We start from the raw sequence: 23,485 nt of genomic DNA, 5'->3' as shown, positions 1-23,485 counted from the left end.
GAATCCGCTGAGTGACGCCTCACGCGTCTCTTCGCGTGATCAGCACCAGCGCCAGAGCCAGCGGTACGACGGCGCACGCCGCGCAGATCAGTAGGCCCTGGGCCGGCGACGGAGCGTCCGGCCCCAGCGGCCGGGTCGCGATGAGGGCGTTGCCCGCAGACCACAGGTTCCACTTGGCGGGCCAGGTGGTCCAGCTGGAGAGGTTGGCGGCGACGACAGGGAGGACGAAGACGAGGGCGAACAGGGCGCTGATCGCGCCCGCGGTGTGGCGGATGAGCGCGCCGAGACCGACTCCCAGCAGCGTGAGGGTGATCAGGTACAGGCTCGCTCCCAGGACAGCGCGCAGGGCGCCGGGCGACCCGAGCCTGACTCCGACGTGCGCGCTCCGCAGGCCGGCCTGGGCGACGAAGAAGCAGACGAACGCGAGAACCGTGCCGACGACGAGCGCCACCACCGACGTGATGGAGACCTTGGCCAGAAGGACTCTCGTCCGCCGGGGTACGGCCGTGAACGTCGTACGGATCTGTCCTGTCGTGTACTCCGGGCTGATCGCCAGCACCCCCAGTACGCCGAACGCCAGCTGGGCGAAGGCGAGACCGTCGAAGCTGAGGTTCACCGGGTCGAACGCCAACCGGTCGGCGTTCGACAGGCCCGCATAGTCCGCGGCGCGCCCGGTCGCGGAGAAGAAAGCACCGGCGACGGACACCGCAGCTGCGAACAGCAGGCTCAGCGGCGTCGACCGGACAGAGCGGAGCTTGGTCCACTCGGAGGTGAGTACGGGCAGCATCAGTTGCTCCTGAAGTCTGAGTCGGCGAGGTCGAGGTACACGTCTTCCAGTGAGCGGCCCTCGCGGGTGAAGTCGGTGAGCGGGCCGTCGGCGATCAGCCGGCCGCGGCTGATCACGACCAGGTGGTCGGCGACCAGCGCCATCTCGGTCATCAGGTGGCTCGAGACGAAGACGGTCCGGCCCTCGTCGGCGAGTCCGCGCAGCAGCCCGCGGGTCCAGCGGATGCCTTCGGGATCGAGTCCGTTCATCGGTTCGTCGAGCAGCAGGACGGAGGGATCGCCGAGCAGCGCCGCCGCGACCCCGAGCCGTTGCCGCATCCCGAGCGAGAACCCGCCCACCCGGCGCCGGGCCACAGGCATGAGCCCGGTCTGGTCGAGGACCTCGCCGACCCGGCTTCGCGGGATGCGGCCGGCCCGAGCGATGCAGAGCAGGTGGTGGTACGCCGACCGACCGCCGTGGACGCCGTTGGCATCGAGCAGTGCGCCGACCGCGCGGAGGGGATCGGTCAGCTCGGCGTACCGGGAACCGTTGACCTGAGCGGTCCCGGAGTCCGGTCGGTCGAGCCCGAGCAGGAGCCGGAACGTCGTCGACTTGCCGGCGCCGTTGGGCCCGAGGAAGGCGGTCACGCGGCCCGGACGCACGGTCACGGTGAGGTCGTCGACCGCCCGGACCGATCGGTAGTGCTTACTGAGGTTGCGAAGTTCGATCATGGGTTCACTGTCCGATCGGCGACCCGGTGCAGGCGTCCGGCCGCGGACAGATCTTCGGCCCCCGACTTCCGTCGGGAGACATCTGTCTGGAGGATGATGACCGGCCGCCGTCGGGCGGCCTACTGTCGTCGCTATGGCAGTCCAGGTCACCCGTCTGCGGCCCGCCCAGCTCGTCGCGGCCGAGTGCGCATTCGCCGCGGTCTACGGCCTCGTCGCGTGGGGCCTGTTCACCCACAAGGGCCAGCTGCTGCCTGCCTTGGTCGGCACGGCGTTCGCCGGGCTCGCGATCGCGCTCGTACGGCGGCGGCCGGCCTGGTCCGCGATCTGTTGCCTCGTCCCGCTGGTCCTGACGCCGTTCCAGTCGTCGCTCGCGTTCGTCGCCGTACCGGTGGTCTGCCTGGCGCTCTTCCGCGTCGCGGATCGACCGAGGTCGCCGGTGCTGCTGGCGGCGGCCGAGGCGGCGGTGATTGCCACCGCCCTGCCCGACTTCAGGCACACCGGCGCGGTCGTCCCTTTCGGGATCATGGTGCTCGCTGCGTGGATCGCGGGTCGCGTGGCGGCGCAGTACCGTCGGCAGTCGGCCGAGCTCGCACTGCAGCAGGAGCGGATCAGGATCGCCCGGGAACTGCACGACATCGTCGCGCACAGCCTGGGGGTGATCACCGTTCAGGCCGGCTACGGCGGTCTCGTGATCGACCAGCGGCCGGGCGAGGCGCGCGATGCGCTGGCCACGATCGAGCACACCGGGCGGCAGACGCTCGTCGAGCTGCGCCGGCTGCTCGGGGTCCTCCGCTCCGACGAGGAGACTCAACTCGCTCCGTCGCCGGGGCTCGCCCAGCTCGACGAGTTGGTCGCCCAGACAGGCAAGGCCGGCGTACGAGTGGAGCTGGCGGTGACCGGCATACCGGTCGGGCTCCCGGCGGGCGTCGAGCTGTCGGCGTACCGGATCGTTCAGGAGGCGCTGACGAATGTGGTGAAGCACGCCGCGGTCACCGAGGCCCAGGCGGTCGTCGGCTACCAGCCGAACGAACTGTCCGTGCGGATCGTCGACCGAGGCGCCGGCTGCACTGGCGCGCCACGCCCTGGCCACGGGCTCACCGGCTTGCGCGAGCGCGTCACGCTTTACGGCGGAACACTGCAGGCGGGACCACTTCCGGACCGGGGATTCGAGGTCCTCGCGCGCATCCCGTTGCGGGCGGAGACGGTATGAGGATCCGGGTGGTGATCGCTGAGGATCAGGCCCTGGTGCGCGCTGGGTTGCACGGCATCGTGTCCACGGCGACCGACCTGGTGGTGGTCGGCGAGGCAGAGGACGGCGCCGCGGCCATCGAGGTCGCGGCGCGGACCCGGCCGGACGTGGTGCTGATGGACATCCGGATGCCTGGAACCGACGGGTTGCAGGCGACCCGGGTGATCACGAGTTCGTCCACGACCAAGGTCCTTATCCTGACCACGTTCGATCTCGACGACTACGTGTACGCGGCGCTGCGCGGTGGCGCGAGCGGATTCCTCCTGAAGGACACTCCACCGGCCGAGTTGCTGGCCGCGATCCGCATCGTCGCCGCCGGTGATGCGTTGCTCGGGCCGTCGATCACGCGCCGTCTGATCGACGAGTTCGCGCGGCGGCCCGAGTCACCGGCGGCTTCCGGCGTACGGCGTTTGCCGGCGATCACCGGCCGCGAACGCGAGGTTCTGCTGCTGGTCGCCGAAGGCCTGTCAAACGCAGAGATCGCCGCGGCGCTGCACATCGAGGTCGGCACCGTGAAGACCCATGTGGCTCACCTGCTGACCAAGCTGGACGCTCGCGACCGGGTCCAGCTGGTGATCCTCGCCTTCCGGGCCGGGTTGGTCACGACCGGGTGAGCCTTGCTACCGGAGGCTGGCGAGCAGGTCGTCGAGGGGTGGGCCGGGCGGGCGGCCGTGTTCGACGAACCACTCGTGGCCGAGAGCCTGCCGGAAGAGCCAGGGTGGGAGTCTGAGGAGGAGGGCGAGAGTGCGGGTACCTTCGTCGGACGTGGCCTGGCTGGTGTGGGCTTCGAAGGCTCGGCGTTTGGCGTCGGCGTACTGGCGTACGTCGACGCGGTGGGTGATGGACTCGGCGGGGGAGTAGGCGGTGGCGTAGTCGGCGGCGTGGACATCGGGGAGTACGCCGGGGACGGCCTCGACGAGGCGGATCAGGCGGCGGATGACGGTGCGGTTGATGGTTGCTTCCAGCACCAACTTGGTGCAGGCCTGGCGGGCGGCTTCGAGGCCGGCCCGGTAGACCTGTTGGTGGTCGGGGTGGCCGTAGCCGCCGGCTGGGTCGTAGATGGTGAGGGCGTCGGCCTGTTCTTCGTGGAGGAGGTCGACGAGCGGGGCGGCGGCTTCGGCCGGTGGTAGTTGGCTGAAGGCGCCGGGCGCGGGTTGCTCGGTGCGGCTCCAGCCTGAGTCCGGGAAGGCGAAGCGGACCACGCGGGCGCAGCCGAGCGCTTCGGCGGAGCGTTCGAGCTCGGCTCGGCGGTGGTCGGCGAGGGCATCGCGGTACGACGCGGAGGCGGCGCCTGCTTCGCCTTCGGTGGCGACGGCGAGCACGACGCGGTGGCCCTCCGCTGCGAGGCGCGCGAGGGTGCCGCCCGTCAGGAGGACCTCGTCGTCGGGATGGGCGTGGAACGACACCAAGGTGAACGCCATACGCCGAGCATCGCACCCGCGGCCCCGGCGTACGAGCTGCTCTCAGCGGCTGCTCAGCGGGCGTTTTCCACGATGAGCCGTATGACGACAGGACGACGGGTGGTGACGTCGGCGCTGACCGGTCTCGCGACGGTCGCGCTGCTCGGGTTGTTGCCCAAGGCAGTGGGTACGACGTGGTCGACGGTCGGCGTGGTGCTCGCGCGCGTCTCGTGGCCGGGGCTGCTGGCGCTGACGGTGGTGTGGATCGCAGGACTGTGGGCGCATTCGTTCGTCCTGGCGGCGTCGCTGCCGGGACTGACGAAGCGGCGCGGACTGACACTCAGCCTGACCGGGAGCGCGGTGTCGAACGTGCTCCCGCTCGGCGGTGCCGCAGGGACGGGACTGAACTTCGCGATGACGCGCCGGTGGGGCTTCACCTCCGGAGCCTTCGCGGGGTTCCTGGCGGTGACGACGCTGCTCAACGTGCTCGCGAAGCTCGGCGTCGTCGCTGTCGCCCTGGCGCTCATCCCGTTGGCGCACAGCAGCGCTGCCCTGCCGCTGGGCCGGACGAGCCTGCTGACGCTTCCGGTCGTGGCCGCGTTGGCTGGAGTCGCGTGGTTCCTCGCGAGCCCGAGTGCCGCTGCGTCGGCAGGGCGCGGCCTGGAACGGGCGGCCCGGCTGGTGCGGCTGAAGGCGACGCCGGCGGAGGCGATGCCTCGGTTGAGGGAGTCCGTACTGCGGGTGTTCCGTCGCGGCTGGCGACCGATGACCGTGGGCATGACGGCGTACTTGCTGCTTCAGCTCGCTCTGCTGTGGTTGTGTTACGCCGTACTCGGGACCTCGTTGAGCGTTCCGGTGCTGATCACCGGGCTGGCCGTCGAGCGGTTGCTGACGCTGATCCCGATCACACCAGGCGGTGCCGGAGTCGTCGAGGTCGGTACGACGGCAGCGCTCGTGGCGCTCGGCGGGGATCCGGCGGCGGTTGCCGCGGGCCTGTTGTTGTACCGCGGCTTCACGTACCTGCTGGAGATCCCGGTCGGCGGCGTCACGCTCGCCCTCTGGACGCTGCACCACCGGCGCCGGGCGGTGACGGCATGAGGATCGCCGTCGTCAGCGACGTGTACCTGCCGCGGCTCGGCGGGATCGAGCTGCACGTCCACGATCTCGCGGTCGGGTTGATCGGCGCCGGTCACGACATCACGGTGTTCACCCTCACCGAGGCGGAGAGTCCGGTCAGCGACGTACCGCTGATTCGGTTGCCCGCGGTCGGTGGGTTGCCGACGGCAACGGACGTGCTCGATCGGCGGCTGCAGGCGGGCGAGTTCGACCTCGTGCACGCGCATTCGTCGTTGCTCTCGCCACTGGCCTGGAACGCGGCGCGAGTCGCCGCGCGGTTCGGCGTGCCGGTGGTGCTCACGATGCACTCGCTGCCCGCGGCCGGGGGCGTAGTGGTGCCCTGGATGCTGGCCACCTTGGACCGCGGATTCGGGCGGCTGGTCCAGTGGACCGCGGTCAGCGAAGTGGTGGCCGACGCTCTGCGATCTGCGCTACCCGGCCGGACGGTCGAGGTCCTGCACAACGGGATCGATCCCGGCCCCTGGCGTCAGCCCGTACGCCGGGACCACCCGCTCACCGTGGTGAGCACGATGCGACTGACCCACCGCAAGAGGCCGATGGCGTTGCTCCGGATCTTGCAGGAGCTCAGGTCGCACGTGCCGATCCGAGCCGTTGTCGTCGGCACCGGTCCGCAGGCGAAGGCCCTGGCACGAGCAGCCCGCCGTGACGAGATGGACTGGCTCGAGCTGCCGGGTCGCCTGACCCGGTACGAGATTCAGCAGCTCTATGCGGCGGCCGACGTGTACCTCGCGCCGGCCCGGCTCGAGTCCTTCGGGGTCGCGGCGCTGGAGGCTCGGTCCGCTGGGCTCGCGGTGGTCGCGATGGCCTCCGGGGGCGTCGGGGAGTTCATCCGGCCGGGAATCGAAGGCTTTCTGGTCGACAGCGATCGGGAGATGGCCTCCGTCGCGGCCGAGCTGCTCGGCGACGCCGGCCGGCTGCGCGCCGTACAGGAGCACAACCGGTCGACCGATCCGCTGATGACGTGGTCCGCGGTGCTCGGTGAGCACCTGCGGACGTACCGGAGAGCGCTCGCTCAGCCTGCTCTCAGCGACGAGTTCCTACCGTCGAAGCTGCTGGACATCCCGACGATCGTGGAGTTGGACCGATGAATCTGCTCGACCCGCACAGCCTGCTGTCCCACTTCGGACCGTGGGCCGTGCTGCTGGTGATGTTCGCCGAGACCGGCCTGCTGGTCGGGTTCTTCCTGCCGGGAGACTCGTTGCTCTTCACCGCCGGACTGCTGACCACGACCGGGATCGGGCTCTCGCTCCCGGTGACGATGGTCTTCGCGGCGATCGGCGCACTCGCCGGGGCCCAGGTGGGCTACCTGATCGGGCGGCGGTTCGGCCCGTCCCTGCTGAACCGGCCGCGCCTCGCCGTGGCGTCGGATCGCGCCCGTGAGCACTTGGAGTCGTACGGCGTGGGCCGTGCGGTCGTGCTCGCCCGCTTCATCCCCGGCGTCCGCACGGTGATGAACCCGCTCGCCGGTGCGCTGCGGATCGACGCCGGCAAGTTCACCCGCTGGCAGATGGCCGGCGGCCTGGTCTGGACGGTTGGACTGGTGCTCGCCGGACACCTGCTCGGCGCGCAGATCCCGGGCATCGACAAGTACCTGCTGCCGATCATCGGTGTCATCGTGATCGTCTCGGTGATCCCGGTCGGGCTCGAGATCCTGCGCAGCCGTCGCGGTGCCAAGCAGGCCGGATGAACCCGGACGAGTCGCTGACCGCGCTCTCCGGCTGGGGCCGCGCGAACCACCGGCAGGCCGTCGTACGGCGGCCCGCATCAGACGACGAGCTGATCCGGGTCGTCACCGCGTCCTCGCGGCTCACCGTGCGCGGCGCCGGACGCAGCTACGGCGACGCGGCGCTGCCCGACCGCGGGACCGTACTGGACATGACCGCGCACGACCACGTGCTCTCCTTCGACCAGGGCAAAGGGATCCTCGTCGTCGAGGCCGGGGCGCTGCTGAGTGACCTGATCACGCAGACATTGCCGCTCGGGTGGATGCTGCCCGTCGTACCGGGCACTGAGCTGATCACGGTCGGCGGAGCGATCGCGAGCGATGTGCACGGGAAGAACCACCCGGGCGCGGGGTCGTTCGGTCACCACGTGCTGTGGATGTCGTTGCTGCGCTCGGACGGACGGATCGACCGGCTGTCGGCGGGGCAGGACTCGGACGGGTTCTGGGCGACGATCGGTGGGATGGGGCTCACCGGGGTGATCCTGCAGGCCGCCGTCCAGCTGCAACGGGTCGAGACAGGCTGGGTACGGCGACGGCGCCGCCGGACTCGTTCGCTCGAGGAGACGCTCGGGGTGATGAGGTCGCTCGCGGAAGAGCAGGAGCTCGATCCGGATCTGCACGTGGTCGCCTGGCTCGACACCCATCGGGCTGGAGCGCGGTCGGGGCGCGGGGTCGTCGACGAGTGCCGGCCCGCCCGGACCCGTGACCTCCCGCCTGCCGTGCCGCCGTTCCCGGACCGGCGGGGTGGGGGCGCGGGCCGATCGATCCGGTCGTTGCCCGGGCCCGGGGTGATGCTTCGGCCGGCGATCGCGGCGGCGTCCTCGGCGCGATGGAGGCTGTCCCCGGCCCGTGAGAACCAGTTGTTGCCGTTGACAACGGCCTTGTTTCCGCTGGATCGGGCGGAGTCGTGGCCGGCCGCGTTCGGCCGGGCTGGTCTGGTGCAGTACCAGTTCGCCGTACCGGTCAGTGCGTCCGCCGTCGTGGGGGAGATCCTCGGGCTGCTGGTCGAGCACCGGTTGTTCCCGGCCCTGACGACGGTGAAGAACCTCGGCTTCGGGACGGCCGGACCGCTCTCGTTCCCGATCCCAGGGCTGACGCTCGCGCTCGACCTGCCGGCCCGCGGGCTGGGGGACGGCTCGGTGCTCCGGACGGTCGGCGAGATCGTCGCGACCGCGGGCGGCCGGGTCTATCTGGCAAAGGACGCGGTGACCGACCCCGCGCTGATCCCGACGATGTACCCGCGCCTGGAGACCTGGCAACGCACGCGCCGACGGCTGGATCCATCCGGGCGCCTTGCGTCGGCGCTCGCCGTACGGCTGGAGCTGCTGTCATGACGGCGCTGCTGGTCGGTGGCTCGTCGGAGATCGGGCTGGCGGTGCTGAAGGAGATCCTCGGACCGCCGCCGCGCCGGGTCGTGCTCGCCGGGCGTCCGAGCGGAGAGCTTTGGGCGAACGCGGAGGAGGTCCGGCAGTACGGGTACTACGTGACCACGGTCCAGTACGACGCGGCGCTGGACGCCGAGGAGATCGACGGGCTGCTCGGCCACCTGACCGCCGAGGACGACCTGGATCTCGCGGTCATTGCCGTGGGCACCATGGCGGAGAGGTCGTTCAACGACGGGCTCGTGGTCAACGGGGTCGCGGTGGCACTACTTGTTCGTGCACTGGTCCGACGGCTGCGTAGTCCTGGGCAGCTCGTGCTGCTCTCCTCGGCGGCTGCCGCGCGGCCGCGACGGTCGATCGCGGCGTACTCGCTGGGCAAGCAGCTCGCGGATTCCACCGCGGTGTTGCTGGCGCCGGAGGCCACGGCGGCCGGCGTACGGGTTCTGGTGGTGCGGCCCGGGTTCGTGCGGACCCGGATGACCGCCGACTTGCCGCGGCCGCCGCTGTCGACGACGCCGGAGAAGGTGGCTCGCCGCGTCGCCCGGGCGCTACGAGGTCGGCGCGTGGTGGTCTGGGCACCACCTTCGATGGCGCTTGCAGTGCGGGTGTTGCGGCTGGTGCCGTCGCGGTTGCTACCCGCGAGTCTGCGCTGAATCGCTCTCCGGATCCTCTCAGCGAGTAGTCGTTGTACTGGTGGCATGAAGCAGAATCTTCCCTTGCCGGCCAAGAAGCTCCGTCGTCGTCGCCGGCGGCGGGTGATCGCTCTGGTGGTCTGTGTGCTGATGATCGCCCCCGCAGTTTCGTACGCACGGGCGCTGCTCTATCCGGGCAACGCGAGCTTCGCCGTACGGACGGTGGAGTGGGTCCGTGACCACGGTGGCGGTGGTGTGATCGACGCCGTTGAGACGTGGAAGTACTCGCGGCAGGCGCCGCCGGCGAGTGGTGCGCCGCAGGACATGCCGTCTGTCCCGGCGCCGACTCCGGTCAGTGGTGGTTCAGCTGGGCTGCCGACCGTGCGAACACTCCGAGGGGTGAGCGCGTTGCCGCACGAGGGTCTGTGGACGGCCGCGCGAACGGACGCGCACGGGCGGCCGCTGGTGTGGACGTCGTGGTTCCGGCCGGATTCCGCGCACCTGCCGGTGATCGCAGCTGCGGCTTTGTTGCCAAGGGCGACGGACGGCCTGCGGCTGATGCCCGGGACGCGCGAACCTGTGGTGGGGATGGCGTCCAAGAACGGGTACTCGATTCCTTCCGGCGACCGCTCGCGGTTGGTGGCGGCGTTCAACGCGGGCTTCAAGATGGCCGACTCGCATGGTGGGTGGTGGACTGCCGAGTCGTCCGCCGTACCGCTGGTGGACGGGCGGGCGTCGGCGGTGATCTACCGCAACGGCACCGCGCGGATCGCTGAGTGGAACCGGGACGTGAAGATGTCGTCCGACGTGGTCGCCGTACGGCAGAACCTCGACATGGTCGTCACCGGTGGACGGCTGGTCGACGGGCTGACGCTGAACGCGCAGGGGCGGTGGGGGAGTGTGCGGAGCCAGTTCCAGTACACCTGGCGGTCCGGGCTCGGGACCGATGCCAAGGGCAACCTCATCTACGTCGCCGGCCAGGGCCTGACGCTGGCGAGCCTGGCGTCGGCGATGCAGCAGGCCGGCATCCAGCAGGGAATGGAGCTCGACATCCACGCGGCGATGGTCAGCTTCACCGTCGAGCAGCCCGCCGCGGACGGGACCGTGTCCGGACGACGGCTGTTCCCATCGATGCAGTCGCCGATCGACCGCTACCTGATCGACGACCAACGCGACTTCTTCTACGTGATCACCCGATGACCGACCTCCGCACGCCGCCGACTGTTGTTTCGTCTGTCGACTCTGTTCGGGCCTTGCTCCACCTGAGCCGCCCGCAGCAGTGGCACAAGGCCGTCATGCTGTACGCCGCACCCGCCGCGGCAGGAGTCATCGACCAGCCCCAGTCGTTGCTCCGAGCCACGGTCGCGGCCGTCGCCTTCGTCCTGCTGTCGATCGCGATCTACGCCGTCAACGACGTCCGCGACGCCCCTGACGACCGTCGCCATCCCCGCAAGCAGCACCGCCCCGTCGCCTCCGGTGCTGTCTCTCCACCCGTCGCCTACACCTGGGCAGCGGCCGCTGCCGTCGCTGGCCTCGCCGCCGCCGGCATCCTCGGCGTACCGACCGTTCTCCTCGGCCTCGCCTACCTCACCGCCCAGCTCGCCTACGTCTTCGGCCTCAAACACGTAGCCGTCGTCGACGTCGTCCTCGTAGCCCTCGGCTTCGTCCTCCGCGCTGCCGCCGGAGCCACCGCAACCGGCGTCGCCGTTTCGAACTGGTTCCTGCTCGTCTCCCTCTTCGGCGCACTCTTCCTCGTCGCCGGCAAACGCCGAGCCGAACGCGGCTCCACCACCAGCGACGCCCGCAGCCGCCCCGTCCTGGCGGCGTACTCCACAGCCTGGCTCGACCAACTCACCACAGTCGCCCTTCTAGGCACGACCCTCTCCTACGGCCTCTGGGCCTTCCAGTACCTGGGGCACGACGCCATCCGCCAACTCCTCGCGCTGTCCTTCCTCCCCTTCCTCACAGCCCTCCTCCGCTACGCCCTCCTCATCTCCACCGGCCGAGGCGAACTCCCCGAACACGAACTCTTCCGCGACCGGGTCCTGCTGGTGGCCGGCGGAGCGTGGTGCGTCCTGGTCGGTGCAGGCCTCTACCTGGCCTGACCAGTCGAGTAGCTCCCGAGTGGACGTTAGGTTCGGGCGTCCGACACTGTGTCTCCTCCGAGCAGTACGTACGGCCGTGATGAGCCAAGAGGAGAACGCTGATGAACTCGCCCGAGCGCCGGCGGCTACCACGCCGCGGCCGCGGTGACCGTGATCCTGCCCGCACGCCTTCGATGAGCCCGCTCGTCCTGCAAGCAACGGGTGCCGTTGCGGCGGCCGTGGGCGGCGCGGTGGCGTTGTACTTCCTCCTCGCCTGGCTGCTCGGGGTCGAACCGCGGCCGAAGCTGCCAACCGCCGACCAGCAGAAGCTGCTGGCCGACATGGTGAAGATCGCTCTCGGACTCGCGGCCGGTGTCGGCGCCGCTGTCGCTCTCATCGTGGGGTATCGGCGAGCGAAGGTCGAGGAATCCTCCAGTCACCGGGACGACAGGAGGCTGTTCAGCAGTCGGTACCAAGACGCGGCAGAACTGATCGGCCACGACAAGGCCGCGGTGCGACTTGCCGGCATCTACGCGATGTCGCGGCTCGCTGACGATTGGGAAGAGCAACGGCAACAGTGCATCGACGTTCTCTGCGCGTACCTACGGTTGCCGTACACTCCCGGTCGCGGAAATCTGGGCGAGCGCGAAGTACGGCTCACTGTCATCAGGCTGATTTCGACGCATCTGCGGATAGCTGCCACGCACTCGTGGCGTGGTCACAGCTTTGACTTCACCGGCGCGACGTTCGATGGTGGCGACTTCAGCGGATCCATGTTCACCGGTGGTGTAGTCAGTTTCTCTGGAGCCAGATTCGCCGGCGGTCGAGTCGACTTCTCTGGCATCAAATGCGGCGGTTCGGATGTCCACTTCACCGGCGCGGACTTCATGGCCGGCGATGTGAACTTCTACGAAGCCTGGTTCAGCTCCGGTGACGTCAGCTTCGCTGGGGCGAAGTTCTCGGGTGCCAACGTCAACCTATCGCGCTCGACATTCTCCGAATGCTCCGTCGACTTCGTTGCGGCGGAGTTCTCGGCCGGCGCCGTTTGGTTCGATGCTGCGGAGTTGCTGGGTGGCGAGATCAACTTTGCGGCCGCGAAGTTCATGGGGAGCGAGGTTAGATTTGCCCGCGATACTGCGCTATCGCGTGAGATCCGGTTCGCCGGAACGACTGTGAACTTCAGCGCCGCCGAGATCGCTGCCGGGGAGATCAATTTTCTGGGGGTGCAGTTCCTTCGCGGCAAGATCGATTTCGTCATCGCCGACATCTCCGGGGGACTGATCGACTTCAGCCGGTCAGATCTCACGGGAGGTGCCATTTCGTTCAACGGTGCAAGGATCTCTGGCGGCACGATCGACTTCTCAGGCGCTCGTCTGTCTGGTGCCGAGATCAATCTGACGGCCGCGGAGCTCTCAGGCGGCGCGGTGACTTTCGGCGAGATGAAATTCGCTGGAGGAAGCGTCAACCTGCGCGGGGTGCAGTATCTCGGCGGGTCCGTCGACCTTGCGGCTACCCGGGTGGGGTCTGGAGGTCATCCGTTGACTGGCCTTCCCAAGGGCCCGGTCGAAGGACTCGAGCTGCCGCACTGGGTGCCGAACGCTTGATCGGGTTCTGATGCTGGGTAGGGAAGCGCGGACAGGCTTCGGCTCGGAAGGCTGCTGTCGTGATTTGGGGGAGTTTGCGGGCTTGGGGGAGCAGCGGTAGCGGGGGAGCCAGGTGGGGTGGAACTTGGCGTTGGCTTGGTAGAGGGACTCGATCTGCGAGAAGCGGCTGAGGAGGACGAGGGTTCGGTACCAGAGGCGGAGGGCCGGGCCGGCGCCTAGTTTGCCGCCGCGTTCGAAGACTGCACGAGAGACGGCGAGGCTGAGGGAGATGCGGTGGACTCCCAGGGCCGGGGCCTCTTGGGGGAGGTGGGTGAGCATGAGTTCTACGGCGCGCTGTCTGCGTTGGAGGATCTGGTCATCAGGCCGAGGGCGAGGCCGTTGTTGTTCCAGGGGCCAGGGCGAGGACGGCTGCGGTGGTGTGCCGGAAGAGTTGTGGCACTGGACGATGACTATGGCGTGGTCTCGGTCGTCGGCGAAGCGGCGTAGGCCCATCGAGAAGCCTTGTTCTGCTTGGCCGTCGCGCCAGGTGCGGGCTAGGGCTTCGAGATCGGTGGGGGCGAGGTTTGCGGGTCGGCTGACGGTGGCTTGGTAGCCGCGGCGTTTGGCTTCGGCGACGGCTTGGCGGACCGAGCGCATGGCTCGGGAGTCGAGGTGAAGTCGGCGAGGTTCGAGGACGAGTTGCTCGGGGCGGGGTCGGGACCAGCGGACCCGGGTTGGGAGTTAGGCAAGCCACGCCTCACATCGGCGTGACATGATCACCCCCTACAACGTGTAGGAGATCTCAAGACTGAGGCAAGCCTCATCACCCGAACGGAGAGCCGCCCATGCTCGCGAACTTCCTGATCGGCCTGCGCGAGGGCCTCGAGGCCTCGTTGGTGGTCAGCATCCTGGCCACGTTCCTGGTCAAGTCAGGCCATCGAGAGCGGCTGAGGCAGGTGTGGATCGGAGTGGCCGCCGCGGTCGTGGCCGCGTTGGCCGGCTGGGCGCTGCTGCAGTTCATCACCTCGCTGACCGCGAAGTCGTTCACCGCCAAGGAGACGATCGGTGGGGTGATGTCGATTGTCTCGGTCGCGTTCGTCACCGCGATGATCTTCTGGATGCGCAAGGCCTCCCGATCGATCGCGGGCGAGCTGCGGGAGCGGCTCGGCGAGGCCCTGCAGGTCGGGCCGGGGGCGGTGACCCTGCTCGCGTTCCTCGCCGTGTTCCGGGAGGGCATCGAGACGTCGTTCATCGTCTACGCGTCCGCGGCGACCGCGACCACGGCGGGACCGTTCGTCGGGGTGCTGCTCGGCCTGCTCGCGTCGGTCGGGGGCGGCATCGCGATCTACCGCGGCGCGGTCAAGGTCAACCTGGCCAAGTTCTTCCGCTGGACCGGCGCACTGCTCGTGGTCGTGGCGGCGGGCATTCTCGCGTACGGGTTCCACGACCTGCAGGAGGCGAACATCCTGCCCGGACTGCAGACGCTGGCGTTCGACATCTCACACGTGATCCCGCCCGACAGCTGGTACGGCGTACTGCTGAAGGGCATCTTCAACTTCAACCCGGCCCCGACAGTGATCGAGGCGACTGTCTGGCTGGTCTACCTCGTCCCGGTGCTGGTGCTGTACTTCCGGCCGGTGAACGTCAAGCAGCCGGTCACGGCCTGACCTGGGCAGCTGCGAGTTAGGCTGCCCTTTGTGACGGGAAAGAGCGCGCGCCGCGGTGCCGGTGAGCTGGAGGCGCAGGTGATGGCCGCGCTGTGGGCGTCGAGTACGCCGTTGACCGCGTCCGGTGTTCAGGCTCAGATCGCCGACGGGCTGGCGTACAACACCGTGCAGACCATCCTGACCCGGCTGACTGCCAAGGGTGTGGTCGCGCGCGCTGAGCAAGGTCGCGCGCACGTGTACTGGCCGACGAAGGACGAGGCGGCGTCCGTGGCGGCGCAGCTGCGGACGACGTTGAGCGGCGTCGACGACCGCGAGCGGGTGCTGCGCGAGTTCGCCGCCGTACTGGACGACGACGAGGCGCAGATCCTGCAGCAGTGGTTGTCGAGCAGGTCCGAGGGGGAGTCGTGAGGGTCTGGGTCTACCTGCCGCTCGTGCTGAGCATGTTGTTCCCGCTGGCGGCTGGGAAGATGGCGGTGATGCTGCGGCCGACCGCGGCGGCGCGGGTGGCGGCCGGCGGAGCGGCGGTCGCGGCTTTGGCTTTCACGTGCAGTCTGACCTTGATCTCGCTGACGCTCTTCGACGACCTGCCGCCGTTGTCGGCGTTCGACGAGCGGCCTGAGCTCGGGTTGCCCACGCCGGTGCCGGGGTGGCTGGCGTCGATCGCGGCGCTGATCTTGCTCGGCGGGACGATTCGGTTCGTCCGGGAGGTCGTACGGCGGCACCGGACGGTCCGCGAGTTGCGGGCGATCGGCGTACCGCACGGTGGGTTGGCTGTTGCTGATCTGCCGGAGCCGTTCGCGGTGGCGATTCCTGGCCGGCCGGGGCATGTGCTGGTGACGTCGGGGATGCTGCGGCTGTTCGACGGGATCGAGCGGCAGGTACTGCTCGCCCACGAGCACTCGCACCTCGATCGGAGGCACCACCGGCTCGTCGCGATCGCCGTACTGGCCGCGGCGATGAACCCGTTGCTGATGAAGCTCTCGAGCTTGGTCGCCTTCCTGGTTGAGCGGGCCGCCGACGAGGACGCCGCCGATGAGGTCGGCAACCGCGAGGTGGTTGCGCGAGCGGTCGCGAAGGCATCGCTGGCTGGGTCCGGCCGGGGGCTGGCGCCCGCGCTCGGGCTGAACGGGTCGAAGGCGGTCGAGCGGGTCGCGGCGATCGCCGGGCCGCAGCCGACGAGCCGGTGGCACGGTCTCGCGGGCATGGTCGCGCTCGGCGTCGGGATGGTCCTGGTGACGGCGGTTGCCGTCGTCGAGTTCGTCGCCGTCGCGGAGGCCTGGCTAGGGATGCTGTTCCGCTAGCGAAAGACCCGGCTGCGGGTGAGCGTGGTCTTGCCCGTTCCGGACGCGCCGATCACTGCGGTCGAGCCGGGGTCAGTGATCCCATCATCTGGCGGAAGGCGCCGGCTGTTGTTCGACAGCGAGTGTGCGCTGGGCGATCGCGGCCAGCAGGTCGTCGTCGTGGGAGATGGCGAGTACGCCGATGTCGTCGGTGCGGGCGTGTTCGAGGAGGAGCTGCCAGACGCGGGCCTGGGTGACGGCGTCGAGGCTGGCGGTGATCTCGTCGGCGATGATGTACCGCGGCCGGCTGAGCAGGGCGCGGGTGAGGTTGACGCGTTGGAGCTCGCCGCCGCTGATCTCGTGCGGGAAGCGGTCGAGCCATTCCGGCCGGATGAGCGATGGATCGGGCTCGGAGGGTTGTCCGCCGGCCTCGGCGAGGATGTCGCGGACGCGCCAGTGCGGGTTCATGGCTCGTTCCGGGTGCTGGAGGACGAGTTGGACGGGGTGGGCGCCGCTGCTCGGGTCGAGCAGGATCTCGCCGCGGTCCGGGGTGAGGAGTCCGGCGAGCAGGCGGCCGACGGTGCTCTTGCCGGAACCGCTGGGGCCGCGGAGCCCGACGACCTCACCGGGAGCGACGGACAACGACGTACCGCGCACGACCCACGGGCCGCGACGCTCGTACCGGTACCAGATGTCCTTGGCGATCAGCACGGCTGCTCCTCGGGAACCTTGAAGCCGTTGACAGGAAGGGCTTGCCACAGCGCCTTGGTGTAGGGGTGCTCGAGCCGGTCTTCGGTGAAGGCCGACGGTGTCGTGGTCTCGATCGTGCGGCCGTCCTGGCAGATGACGACGGTGTCGGCGACCTCGAGTGCGCCACCGAGCTCGTGGGTGATCAGGACGACGGCCCGCCCGTCGTCCGCGAGAGTGCGAAACTCACGCAGTACGCCGGTGACGTCGGCCTTCGGCAGGCCGGGCGTCGGTTCGTCGGCGAGGATCAGGTGTGGTTCGCCCATGGTCGCCATCGTGACCAGGACGCGGCGGATCATTCCGCCGGACAGTTCGGGGGGGGGTAGCGCTTGAGGACCTCGGCTCCGAGGCCGCGTTCGGCCAGAGCGTTGGCTGCGACGCGTTCCGGTTCAGCGCGGCCGGCGAGTTGGGCGGATCGTCGGACTTGGCGGCCGATCGTCGCGAGCGGATCCAGGTAGTCGACCGACTGGGGCAGCAGCGCGATGTCGCGGCCGGCCAGGTGCCGGCGGGTGGTCGCGTCGACCGGGCGGCCGTCGTACGTGATCTTGCCGGACTGGGTGGCGTTCGGGGGGAGCATGCCGAGGACGGCGTGGGCGAGCAGCGTTTTGCCGGCGCCGGACGCGCCGACGAGGGCGACGACCTGGCCGCGGTCGGCAGTGAGGTCCATGCCCGACAATGCAACGATCTCGCGGCGCCGCAGTCCGCGCTCGTACTGGACGAAGCTCACCGTCAGTTTCTCGATCTCCAGCAGTGGGCTCACAGGTGGTGGCTCCTCGGGTCGAGCAGGGCGCGGGTGTTCTCGCCGATCGCGTCGACCAGCTTGACGACGACGAGCAGGCACAGACCAGGCAGTACGGCGAGCCACCAGGCTCCGGCGGACAGGAATCGCATCGACTCGGCCAGCAGTACGCCGATCGACGGGTCGGCCGGGTCGACGCCCAGGCCGAGAAACGAGAGCGCGGCCTCGTGCAGGATCGCGTGCGGGAACAGCAGCACGGTGCCTACCAGGAAGTGGCCGACGAGCTGCGGAGCGACGTGGCGGCGGGCGATCCACCAACGGCCGCGGCCGAGCTGGCGCGAGATCATCACGTAGTCCGACGACATCACCTGGCGGGCGTGGCCGCGGAGTACGCGGGTGAGAGTCGGCCAGTGGGTGACGGCGACCGCGATGATCACCGCGCGGGTACCGCCGCCGAGGGCGAAGGCCAGCAGGATCAGCAGGACGAGGTGGGGAAGTGCGAGGAAGAGGTCGACGAGCCAGGTGACGGCCCGGTCGACCAGGCGTCCGCCGACTGCGGCGGCACACGCCATCAGTAGCGCGAGTACGCCGGACACGAGCGCGGCGCTGACGCCGACGACCAGGCTGAGGCGCAGGCCGGACAGGACGCGGGCGAGCATGTCGCGCCCTAGCCGGTCGGTGCCGAACAGATGGTCCCAGGACGGGCCGAGATTGCGGTCGGTCAGGTGGGTCGTACCGGCGGCGTCGACCGAGATAGTGCCGGAGACAACGACTCCGACAACGACGAGCAGTGACACCACGAGGTACGCGATCGTACGGCGGCGCCGGTCAACCAGCCTGCCGGGCACGAGCTTGGTCTTGGCCACGAGATCTGTCACCGGGCCGCCTCCAGCCGTCGGGTTCTCGGGTCGAGCCAGGTGTGCAGGAGGTCGCCGAGCTGATTGCCGGTGTAGACGAACAGCGTGGTGAACAAGGCGATTCCGAGCAGGAGCGGGACGTCCTGGCCGAGAGCCGCCGCAGTGGTCGCGGCGCCGAGTCCGGGGTAGGAGAAGACCTGCTCGGCGAGGAGCGAGCCGCCGAAGAGTTCACCGAGCGAGCTGAACTGCAGCAGCAGCGCCGGACCGGCCGCGTTGCGTAGTACACGATGAATGACCAGGCCGGTCGTGCGTTCACCTTGCGCGCGGGCGAACGCGACGTAGTCGCTCGCCATCGCGACGGCGACGGCCTGCCGGGTGTGCAGGACGACGGGCGCGATGCCGACGAGGCTCAGGGTGACTGCGGGCAGGAGGAGGTGGTGCAGGCGGTCGAGCAGGCCGACCTCGCTCGCGACCTGGCCGACCGGTACGGCGCAGCAGACCGGGGTCCATTGGAGGGAGACCGAGAACGCGTAGAGGAGCAGCAGGCCGACCCAGAACGTCGGCGCGGACGCCAATGTGTAGGCCCACCAGGTGATCACGCGATCAGCAAGGCGGCCGCGCTTGAGTCCGGCGATCAGCCCGAGGCCGAAGCCGATCACGCCGGACAGGCTCCACGCCACGGCCATCAGTGCGAGGCTGGTCAGGAACTTGCCGGCGATGACGTCGGCGACGGGCTGGTTGAAGGTGTGCGACTGACCGAGATCTCCGCGGACGATGTGCGACAGCCAGTTGGCGAAGCGCTCGACCGGCGGATCGTTCAGGCCCCAGCGCTCGGCGATCTGCGCTCGCTGCTCGGGGCCGATCGCGGCGATGTCGGCCCCGACGTACGCGTCGACCGGGTCCACCGGTGAACCGAGCATCAACGCGAACGACGCCACTGCCACGGCGACGAGCAGCAGGACGAGCCGCACCAGCCTGCTGACGACAGTGGCTGCCAAGCCTGTCCCGCGACCGCGGATGGAGTCGTCGACAGGGTCCTCGGTCGTGCTCAACAACTCCAGCGCCATCCGGTGATGCCGGCCGTGATCGGCCAGCCGTGCCCGTGGGGCTCGATCTGCGGCTTGCCGATGTCGAGGCAGTTGCTGACGAAGTACGTGTGCTCGAGGTTCACCAGCCACGCCCAGGCGGCGTCGTCGGACGGTCCGAAGCCGTTGCCGCCGGCATCACGTTGCGCGGCCTTCCAGTATTTCGTCGCCTCGTCCTGGTCGGTGGCGCTGAGCGCGGCGTCGAGATTCTTCTGCACGGCCGGGTTCGAGTAGTAGCCGGCGTTCCAGTACCCCGTGCCCGCCTGGGTGGAGGAGTAGAGGTTGTACATCTCCGTCGGGTCGTGGCTGCCCCAGCCGAACAGCACGGCGTCGACGTGCTTGCGCTTGTCGATCACGTCCCAGCTGACGCCCTTGGCGACGATCTGGACTCCGATCGGCTTCAGCATGTCGACCACGCTGAGCGCGAGCCCTTGCCGCAGGGTGTCGTCGGCCGGGTACAGCAGGTTGAACGAGGCCTTGACGCCGTTGCGCTCTCGGATGCCGTCACCGGTGCCGTCGGTCCAGCCGGCCGAGTCGAGGATCGCCTTCGCCTTGGCGGCGTCGTTGCTCTGGATCGCCGAGGACGGCTCGTACCAGGGCAGGCCGTCGACCGGCCCGGTCGCGGGGGAGCCGAACCCTTCCAGTACGCCGTCCACGAGCGCGTCGCCGTTCACGGCGTAGTTGACCGCCTGCCGGATCGTCTTGTCGGCGGTCACGTCGTTGCCGATCGGCAATCCGTCCGTCGACTTCTTGCCGGTGTCGGTGACGTACGGGAACAGGATGCCGCGGTTGTCCACCGACTTCACCGGCACGAGCTTCATGCCGTTGACCGTGGTCTTCGCCAGACCGGATGGGACCGCCGCCATCGACACCTGCCCGGCCTTGGCGGCGGCCAGCGTCGAGTCCTCACCGGTGAAGGTGAACACCACCCGCTCGAAGGCCGGTTTGGTCCCGTAGTAGTTCTCGTTGCGCTGGACAATCAGCTGCTGTCCCTCGTCCCACTGAACGAGCGTGAAGGGCCCTGAACCGATTGGCTTGCGCGCGTAGTCCTTGCCGTGCGCATGCTTCGGTACGATCCCGAGCGACACGAGCCGGTTGACGAACGTGCTCTGTGGCTTGGTGAGCTGCAGCTCCACGGTGTCCTTGTCGACGGCAACGGCCTTCTCGAGCGCCGTCACATCGGTCAGTCCACCGCTCTTGCTCGCCGTCGTGAAGGTGTACGCGACATCCTCGGCGGTCACCGGCTTACCGTCGCTGAACTTCGCGTCGGCCCGCAGGTCAACCGTCCACATCCGGCCGTCCGCGCTCACCGAGTGCTTGGTCGCCAGGTCGTTGACGACCTTCAGATCCGAGTCCCGGGCCAGCAAGGTCGACTGGGACAACGGCGACCCGTACCGCCCCCACCCCAGCGTCGGGTCGTATCCGTCCTCGGACTCTCCACCGATCGCAAGCCGCAACTCCTTGGGCGCGGCACCTCCGGAAGAGGTGTTCGCCGAGTCGACACCCGCCGTACAGCCGGCCAACACCGCTGCCACCGAAACAGCCGCCACCGCGGCCAAAGACGCCCTCAACCTCACCGGTTCCTCCAGCTCTACCTGCGACACGATCGCAGTTGTCGCCCCGAAACCTATGCTTCGTTCCTGCAGGAAAGCAACTGCCACGTCAGGCTCTGGACGGGTCGGGTGACTCGTACGAGATCGCCTCGCCACTCATCCTCTTCGTCCTGAGATCGTCAGGCCGGATCTTCAGGGCCGTGCGCGTCGGCGAGGATGTGCTGGTGAACGAGGATGAGGAACTGGTTGAGCGGGCGCGTGCTCTGGAGGTTGAACAGGAGGTGGAGCGGGCTGCTGCTGATCCGGCGGTGCAGGGGGAGTGGATTCGGCAGTCCAATCTGACGTACGGCGGGTTGGCGGCGGCTGGGTTGGTGGTGGTGCAGCCGTTTCTGACCGAATCGGAGCTGGATACGTCCGCGACGGTGTGTGTGGTCGCGTTCGCGGTGTCGATTCCGTTGCTGGCCGCGTTGCTGGTGCTGAATCGGCAGGAGCAGTTTCGGCATCGGGTCAGTGGGTCGCGGCTGGTCGGGGTGGCCAAGGCGGTCGCGCAGGGGTCGGCGTTCGCCGGGATGACGGCGGCGTTCTGGCACATCTCGCTGGTCGCGGGGATTGTGTTCCTGGCGGTGGGTGTTGTTGCGGTGGGCGTGCATTCCTCGGGGTACGTGAGCCTGGAGTACGACGCGAAGTTCCGGCCGCGGTTCCGGTCTCGCAAGGCGCCGCGGGGTTAGTGGTCGCCACTGCTGATCGAGATCAGCGTCGCCGGTAGCCCTTCTGGCGGTGACGGTGATGATCGCGCGTTCCTTGGCGGTACGGCGTGATGTCGGGGCGGGACTGGTTCCCGCGCGGCTCGGGAGGGCGGATGCGACGGCGTGGTTGTCGGCGCCGTTCGGGCTCGCCGTACGGCAGCAGCGGGCTTCGGTGATCGGCTGGGCCGCCGGCTTGTTCGTGTTCGCGGTGGCCACCGGCTCGTTGAGCGACTCGGTGACCGACGCGGTGGCGGAGAACCCGACGATGGGGGAGATGTTCGCCCGCAACGGTCTCGATCCCACCGATGGCTTCTACTCCACGATGGCGCTGTTCTTCGCGCTGATGATCGCTGCCTTTGCGTCACCTCGGTGCTCCGGCTGCGGTCCGAGGAACGGACCGGGCACACCGAAGCAGTGCTCGCGACCGCGGTGAGCCGCCGCCGGTGGATCTCGGCCTGGATCGGCTTCACGGTCCTCGCCTCGATCGTCCTGCTGGTGGTCGGCGGTTTCGGCGTCGGCCTGGGTGCGGTCAGCGGAGCGGCCGGCCCGGCCGTCGTCGGCGAGGTACTGCTCGCGACGCTTGCCTTCCTGCCCCCGTGCTGGTGGTCGTCGGGCTGGCCGCAGCCCTGTTCGGCCTCCGGCCTGGCCTGACGGTGTGGGCCTGGCTGCTCGTCGGCTACGCGTTCGTCTTCGGCATGTTCGGCGCACTGCTCGACCTGCCGTCACTGGTCGTAGACCTGTCGCCGTTCAGCCATCTGACGGTGATGCCGCTGGCCCGGCTGGAGGCGACGCCGCTGATCGCCCTGACCGTGATCGCCGCATCCCTGGCCTTGATCGGCCGAACGCGCTTCCAGCGCCGCGACCTCGACGCACCCTGAGCCTGCGCAACCCGATCAGGTCACGACCGCACGGCTGCTCCCTTCGCGGACGATGAGGTCGGCGGCCTGATCGGGAGTGAGCGATGCGGTGTCCAGCCACCAGCCGGCATCGCCGAGCTCACGTTTCATCGTGGCCTCGAGAGCTTCGTATCCGTCGAAGTCGAACCGGTCAGCGGGATCCCTGATGGTGTTGCGGTACCGGCAGACGTCGATGCCCGGCGCGAGGACCACGAATTGCACCCGGGGTGTGAGGCGTTCGAGGAAGAAGTCCAGGGTCGCGCGGGACGGGATCATCGCGTCGATCAGGGGAGTGAAGCCGGCGTCGGCGAAGTTGTTCGCCAGCGCGCACAGGTTGCGATGCAGGAGTTCCACCTGGCGCGTGGCTTCGTCGGCGGGCTCGCCCAGCGCCCACACAAAACCCTTGACGATCATCGCGTTCAGCTCGTCGCCGTCCAGCCGAGCCGAACGCTCCAGCCGCTGGGCGACCGACTTGGTCACAGTCGACTTCCCGGCGCCCGGCATCCCGGTCACCAGCAGACAGTCCGGTCCAACAACGCTGCTCATGCTCAGAATCGTGCCGCTGACTGGCGACTCTCGTCCAACGGAGCGGCTTCGGTCTCGTCGTCGATCATGCCGGCTGCGAGTGTCCATCCGTCGTGGGCGTCGATGAGCAGGAACGATCCTGTGGTGTTGTTGTTGGAGTACGGGTCCGTGGCCAGCGGTGCGGCGATTTTGAGGTGGACCTTGCCGATGTCGTTGAGGGCGAGTTCGGTGGCGTCGATGACTCCGAGTCTCTCCAGGTCGAGTGCGCCGTTGATCTTGGTGACGATGGCCTGGGCGGTGGTGGTGGTGTGCTTGATCAGCACGCGGGTCCCGACGGTGAGCGGCCGGTCGGACAACCAGCAGACAGTGGCGGTCAGCTCGCGCCGGATGGTGGGGGAGGCCTCGGCGGGCACGATCACCGTGCCGCGGGCGACGTCGAGGTCGTCGGCCAGCCGGATGGTGACGGCCTCTCCGGCGACCGCAGATGGCCGCTCGACGACCGCGGTGCCGGTCGCCGTGACCACCGGCCGGTCGATGCCGGCGATCGACGTACGGCGTCCGGCTGGGAGCACGATGACCTGGTCGCCGACCGAGACGGTGCCGGAGGCAACTGTTCCGGTGTAGCCGCGGTAGTCGCGGTACTGGTCGTCGGTCTGCGGGCGGATCACGTACTGGACCGGGAACCGCAGCGGCTGGCCGGAGG

At 69.1% G+C, this 23,485-nt stretch carries 28 protein-coding genes and 1 pseudogene; 17 read left to right on the top strand and 12 right to left on the bottom strand.

The features are described from left to right. Positions 1–19: 19 nt before the first annotated feature. Complete coding sequence (locus ACYVIO_RS41380) at positions 20–787, bottom strand: hypothetical protein (RefSeq protein WP_460656494.1); 768 nt, start codon at positions 785–787, stop codon at positions 20–22. Beyond that, a complete protein-coding gene (locus tag ACYVIO_RS41375; protein WP_460656493.1) occupies positions 787–1,497 on the bottom strand; it encodes an ABC transporter ATP-binding protein in 711 nt (236 codons plus the stop codon). The genes ACYVIO_RS41380 and ACYVIO_RS41375 overlap by 1 nt, the downstream gene beginning before the upstream one ends. Positions 1,498–1,630: 133 nt before the next feature. On the opposite strand from ACYVIO_RS41375, the gene ACYVIO_RS41370 reads away from it, so the two are divergent. Further along, complete coding sequence (locus ACYVIO_RS41370; protein ID WP_460656492.1) at positions 1,631–2,707, top strand: sensor histidine kinase; 1,077 nt, start codon at positions 1,631–1,633, stop codon at positions 2,705–2,707. Next, complete coding sequence (locus ACYVIO_RS41365) at positions 2,704–3,360, top strand: response regulator (protein ID WP_460656491.1); 657 nt, start codon at positions 2,704–2,706, stop codon at positions 3,358–3,360. Before ACYVIO_RS41370 ends, ACYVIO_RS41365 begins: the two co-directional genes overlap by 4 nt. Positions 3,361–3,366: 6 nt before the next feature. On the opposite strand, the gene ACYVIO_RS41360 is transcribed toward ACYVIO_RS41365, so the two are convergent. After that, complete coding sequence (locus tag ACYVIO_RS41360) at positions 3,367–4,167, bottom strand: PIG-L deacetylase family protein (RefSeq protein ID WP_460656490.1); 801 nt, start codon at positions 4,165–4,167, stop codon at positions 3,367–3,369. Between the two features lie 81 nt (positions 4,168–4,248). Between ACYVIO_RS41360 and ACYVIO_RS41355 the strand changes: the two genes are divergently transcribed. The 8 genes from ACYVIO_RS41355 to ACYVIO_RS41320 all read left to right on the top strand — a co-directional run bounded on the left by ACYVIO_RS41355 (position 4,249) and on the right by ACYVIO_RS41320 (position 12,708). Further along, positions 4,249–5,244: a lysylphosphatidylglycerol synthase transmembrane domain-containing protein gene (locus ACYVIO_RS41355; protein WP_460656489.1), complete on the top strand. Its 996-nt coding sequence runs from the start codon at positions 4,249–4,251 to the stop codon at positions 5,242–5,244. Next, the gene (locus ACYVIO_RS41350; protein ID WP_460656488.1) at positions 5,241–6,371 is read left to right on the top strand and encodes a glycosyltransferase family 4 protein; all 1,131 of its coding nucleotides are present in this window, start codon (positions 5,241–5,243) and stop codon (positions 6,369–6,371) included. Before ACYVIO_RS41355 ends, ACYVIO_RS41350 begins: the two co-directional genes overlap by 4 nt. Then, positions 6,368–6,970, top strand: a complete 603-nt coding sequence (locus ACYVIO_RS41345; RefSeq protein ID WP_460656487.1) for a DedA family protein — start codon at positions 6,368–6,370, stop codon at positions 6,968–6,970. The genes ACYVIO_RS41350 and ACYVIO_RS41345 overlap by 4 nt, the downstream gene beginning before the upstream one ends. After that, positions 6,967–8,340: an FAD-binding oxidoreductase gene (locus ACYVIO_RS41340; protein WP_460656486.1), complete on the top strand. Its 1,374-nt coding sequence runs from the start codon at positions 6,967–6,969 to the stop codon at positions 8,338–8,340. The genes ACYVIO_RS41345 and ACYVIO_RS41340 overlap by 4 nt, the downstream gene beginning before the upstream one ends. After that, the gene (locus tag ACYVIO_RS41335; RefSeq protein ID WP_460656485.1) at positions 8,337–9,041 is read left to right on the top strand and encodes an SDR family NAD(P)-dependent oxidoreductase; all 705 of its coding nucleotides are present in this window, start codon (positions 8,337–8,339) and stop codon (positions 9,039–9,041) included. The genes ACYVIO_RS41340 and ACYVIO_RS41335 overlap by 4 nt, the downstream gene beginning before the upstream one ends. Positions 9,042–9,086: 45 nt before the next feature. Then, a complete protein-coding gene (locus ACYVIO_RS41330) occupies positions 9,087–10,220 on the top strand; it encodes a phosphodiester glycosidase family protein (protein WP_460656484.1) in 1,134 nt (377 codons plus the stop codon). After that, positions 10,217–11,125: a decaprenyl-phosphate phosphoribosyltransferase gene (locus tag ACYVIO_RS41325; protein WP_460656483.1), complete on the top strand. Its 909-nt coding sequence runs from the start codon at positions 10,217–10,219 to the stop codon at positions 11,123–11,125. Before ACYVIO_RS41330 ends, ACYVIO_RS41325 begins: the two co-directional genes overlap by 4 nt. Before the next feature lie 101 nt (positions 11,126–11,226). Next, on the top strand, positions 11,227–12,708 hold the full coding sequence (locus ACYVIO_RS41320) for a pentapeptide repeat-containing protein (RefSeq protein ID WP_460656482.1): 1,482 nt from the start codon (positions 11,227–11,229) through the stop codon (positions 12,706–12,708). Positions 12,709–12,810: 102 nt separating this feature from the next. Here ACYVIO_RS41320 and ACYVIO_RS41315 read toward each other — a convergent pair. Beyond that, positions 12,811–13,374 (bottom strand): annotated as a pseudogene (locus tag ACYVIO_RS41315) (phosphatidylglycerol lysyltransferase domain-containing protein); the annotation flags it as partial. A 158-nt stretch (positions 13,375–13,532) separates the two neighbouring features. Between ACYVIO_RS41315 and efeU the strand changes: the two are divergent. The 3 genes from efeU to ACYVIO_RS41300 are packed head-to-tail and all read left to right on the top strand — an operon-like array spanning position 13,533 to position 15,655. Beyond that, positions 13,533–14,354 carry an iron uptake transporter permease EfeU gene (gene efeU / locus ACYVIO_RS41310; protein ID WP_460656481.1) on the top strand — a complete coding sequence of 274 codons (822 nt, stop codon included), beginning with the start codon at positions 13,533–13,535 and terminating at the stop codon, positions 14,352–14,354. A gap of 30 nt (positions 14,355–14,384) precedes the next feature. After that, a complete protein-coding gene (locus ACYVIO_RS41305; protein WP_460656480.1) occupies positions 14,385–14,762 on the top strand; it encodes a BlaI/MecI/CopY family transcriptional regulator in 378 nt (125 codons plus the stop codon). Beyond that, a complete protein-coding gene (locus ACYVIO_RS41300) occupies positions 14,759–15,655 on the top strand; it encodes a M56 family metallopeptidase (RefSeq protein WP_460656479.1) in 897 nt (298 codons plus the stop codon). Before ACYVIO_RS41305 ends, ACYVIO_RS41300 begins: the two co-directional genes overlap by 4 nt. Before the next feature lie 84 nt (positions 15,656–15,739). Here ACYVIO_RS41300 and ACYVIO_RS41295 read toward each other — a convergent pair whose 3' ends face one another. The 6 genes from ACYVIO_RS41295 to ACYVIO_RS41270 are packed head-to-tail and all read right to left on the bottom strand — an operon-like array spanning position 15,740 to position 20,597. Then, positions 15,740–16,345, bottom strand: coding sequence for an ABC transporter ATP-binding protein (locus ACYVIO_RS41295; protein WP_460656478.1), 606 nt, complete (start codon positions 16,343–16,345; stop codon positions 15,740–15,742). Then, positions 16,339–16,680, bottom strand: coding sequence for a hypothetical protein (locus tag ACYVIO_RS41290; RefSeq protein WP_460656477.1), 342 nt, complete (start codon positions 16,678–16,680; stop codon positions 16,339–16,341). The genes ACYVIO_RS41295 and ACYVIO_RS41290 overlap by 7 nt, the downstream gene beginning before the upstream one ends. Further along, on the bottom strand, positions 16,677–17,141 hold the full coding sequence (locus tag ACYVIO_RS41285; RefSeq protein WP_460656476.1) for an ATP-binding cassette domain-containing protein: 465 nt from the start codon (positions 17,139–17,141) through the stop codon (positions 16,677–16,679). The genes ACYVIO_RS41290 and ACYVIO_RS41285 overlap by 4 nt, the downstream gene beginning before the upstream one ends. After that, positions 17,138–17,998 (bottom strand): ABC transporter permease, encoded by an 861-nt coding sequence (locus ACYVIO_RS41280; RefSeq protein WP_460656475.1) that lies wholly within the window; start codon positions 17,996–17,998, stop codon positions 17,138–17,140. Before ACYVIO_RS41280 ends, ACYVIO_RS41285 begins: the two co-directional genes overlap by 4 nt. Beyond that, complete coding sequence (locus ACYVIO_RS41275; protein ID WP_460656474.1) at positions 17,995–19,044, bottom strand: ABC transporter permease; 1,050 nt, start codon at positions 19,042–19,044, stop codon at positions 17,995–17,997. Before ACYVIO_RS41275 ends, ACYVIO_RS41280 begins: the two co-directional genes overlap by 4 nt. Then, positions 19,026–20,597 (bottom strand): ABC transporter substrate-binding protein, encoded by a 1,572-nt coding sequence (locus tag ACYVIO_RS41270; protein WP_460656473.1) that lies wholly within the window; start codon positions 20,595–20,597, stop codon positions 19,026–19,028. The genes ACYVIO_RS41275 and ACYVIO_RS41270 overlap by 19 nt, the downstream gene beginning before the upstream one ends. A 242-nt stretch (positions 20,598–20,839) precedes the next feature. On the opposite strand from ACYVIO_RS41270, the gene ACYVIO_RS41265 reads away from it, so the two are divergent. Genes ACYVIO_RS41265 through ACYVIO_RS41250 form a run of 4 tightly spaced genes read left to right on the top strand, consistent with a single transcriptional unit; the run spans position 20,840 to position 22,239 of the window. Next, a complete protein-coding gene (locus ACYVIO_RS41265; RefSeq protein WP_460656472.1) occupies positions 20,840–21,343 on the top strand; it encodes a hypothetical protein in 504 nt (167 codons plus the stop codon). Between the two features lie 58 nt (positions 21,344–21,401). Next, positions 21,402–21,794, top strand: a complete 393-nt coding sequence (locus tag ACYVIO_RS41260; protein ID WP_460656471.1) for a hypothetical protein — start codon at positions 21,402–21,404, stop codon at positions 21,792–21,794. Next, entirely contained in the window at positions 21,791–22,012 is a 222-nt protein-coding gene (locus ACYVIO_RS41255; protein WP_460656470.1) for a hypothetical protein, read from the top strand. The genes ACYVIO_RS41260 and ACYVIO_RS41255 overlap by 4 nt, the downstream gene beginning before the upstream one ends. Further along, positions 21,958–22,239: a hypothetical protein gene (locus tag ACYVIO_RS41250; RefSeq protein ID WP_460656469.1), complete on the top strand. Its 282-nt coding sequence runs from the start codon at positions 21,958–21,960 to the stop codon at positions 22,237–22,239. The genes ACYVIO_RS41255 and ACYVIO_RS41250 overlap by 55 nt, the downstream gene beginning before the upstream one ends. A gap of 15 nt (positions 22,240–22,254) precedes the next feature. Here the strand turns inward: ACYVIO_RS41250 and ACYVIO_RS41245 are convergent, their stop codons facing one another. Both ACYVIO_RS41245 and ACYVIO_RS41240 read right to left on the bottom strand, forming a co-directional pair. Next, complete coding sequence (locus tag ACYVIO_RS41245; protein ID WP_460656468.1) at positions 22,255–22,803, bottom strand: AAA family ATPase; 549 nt, start codon at positions 22,801–22,803, stop codon at positions 22,255–22,257. Between the two features lie 2 nt (positions 22,804–22,805). Then, a partial coding sequence (locus ACYVIO_RS41240) for an elongation factor 1-alpha C-terminal domain-related protein (protein WP_460656467.1) occupies positions 22,806–23,485 on the bottom strand: 680 nt, incomplete at its 5' end.

The sequence above is a fragment of the Kribbella endophytica genome, assembly GCF_054781295.1.
Note: the sequence above shows the minus strand (reverse complement) of the source record. Positions and strands in the feature narration are given on the sequence as shown.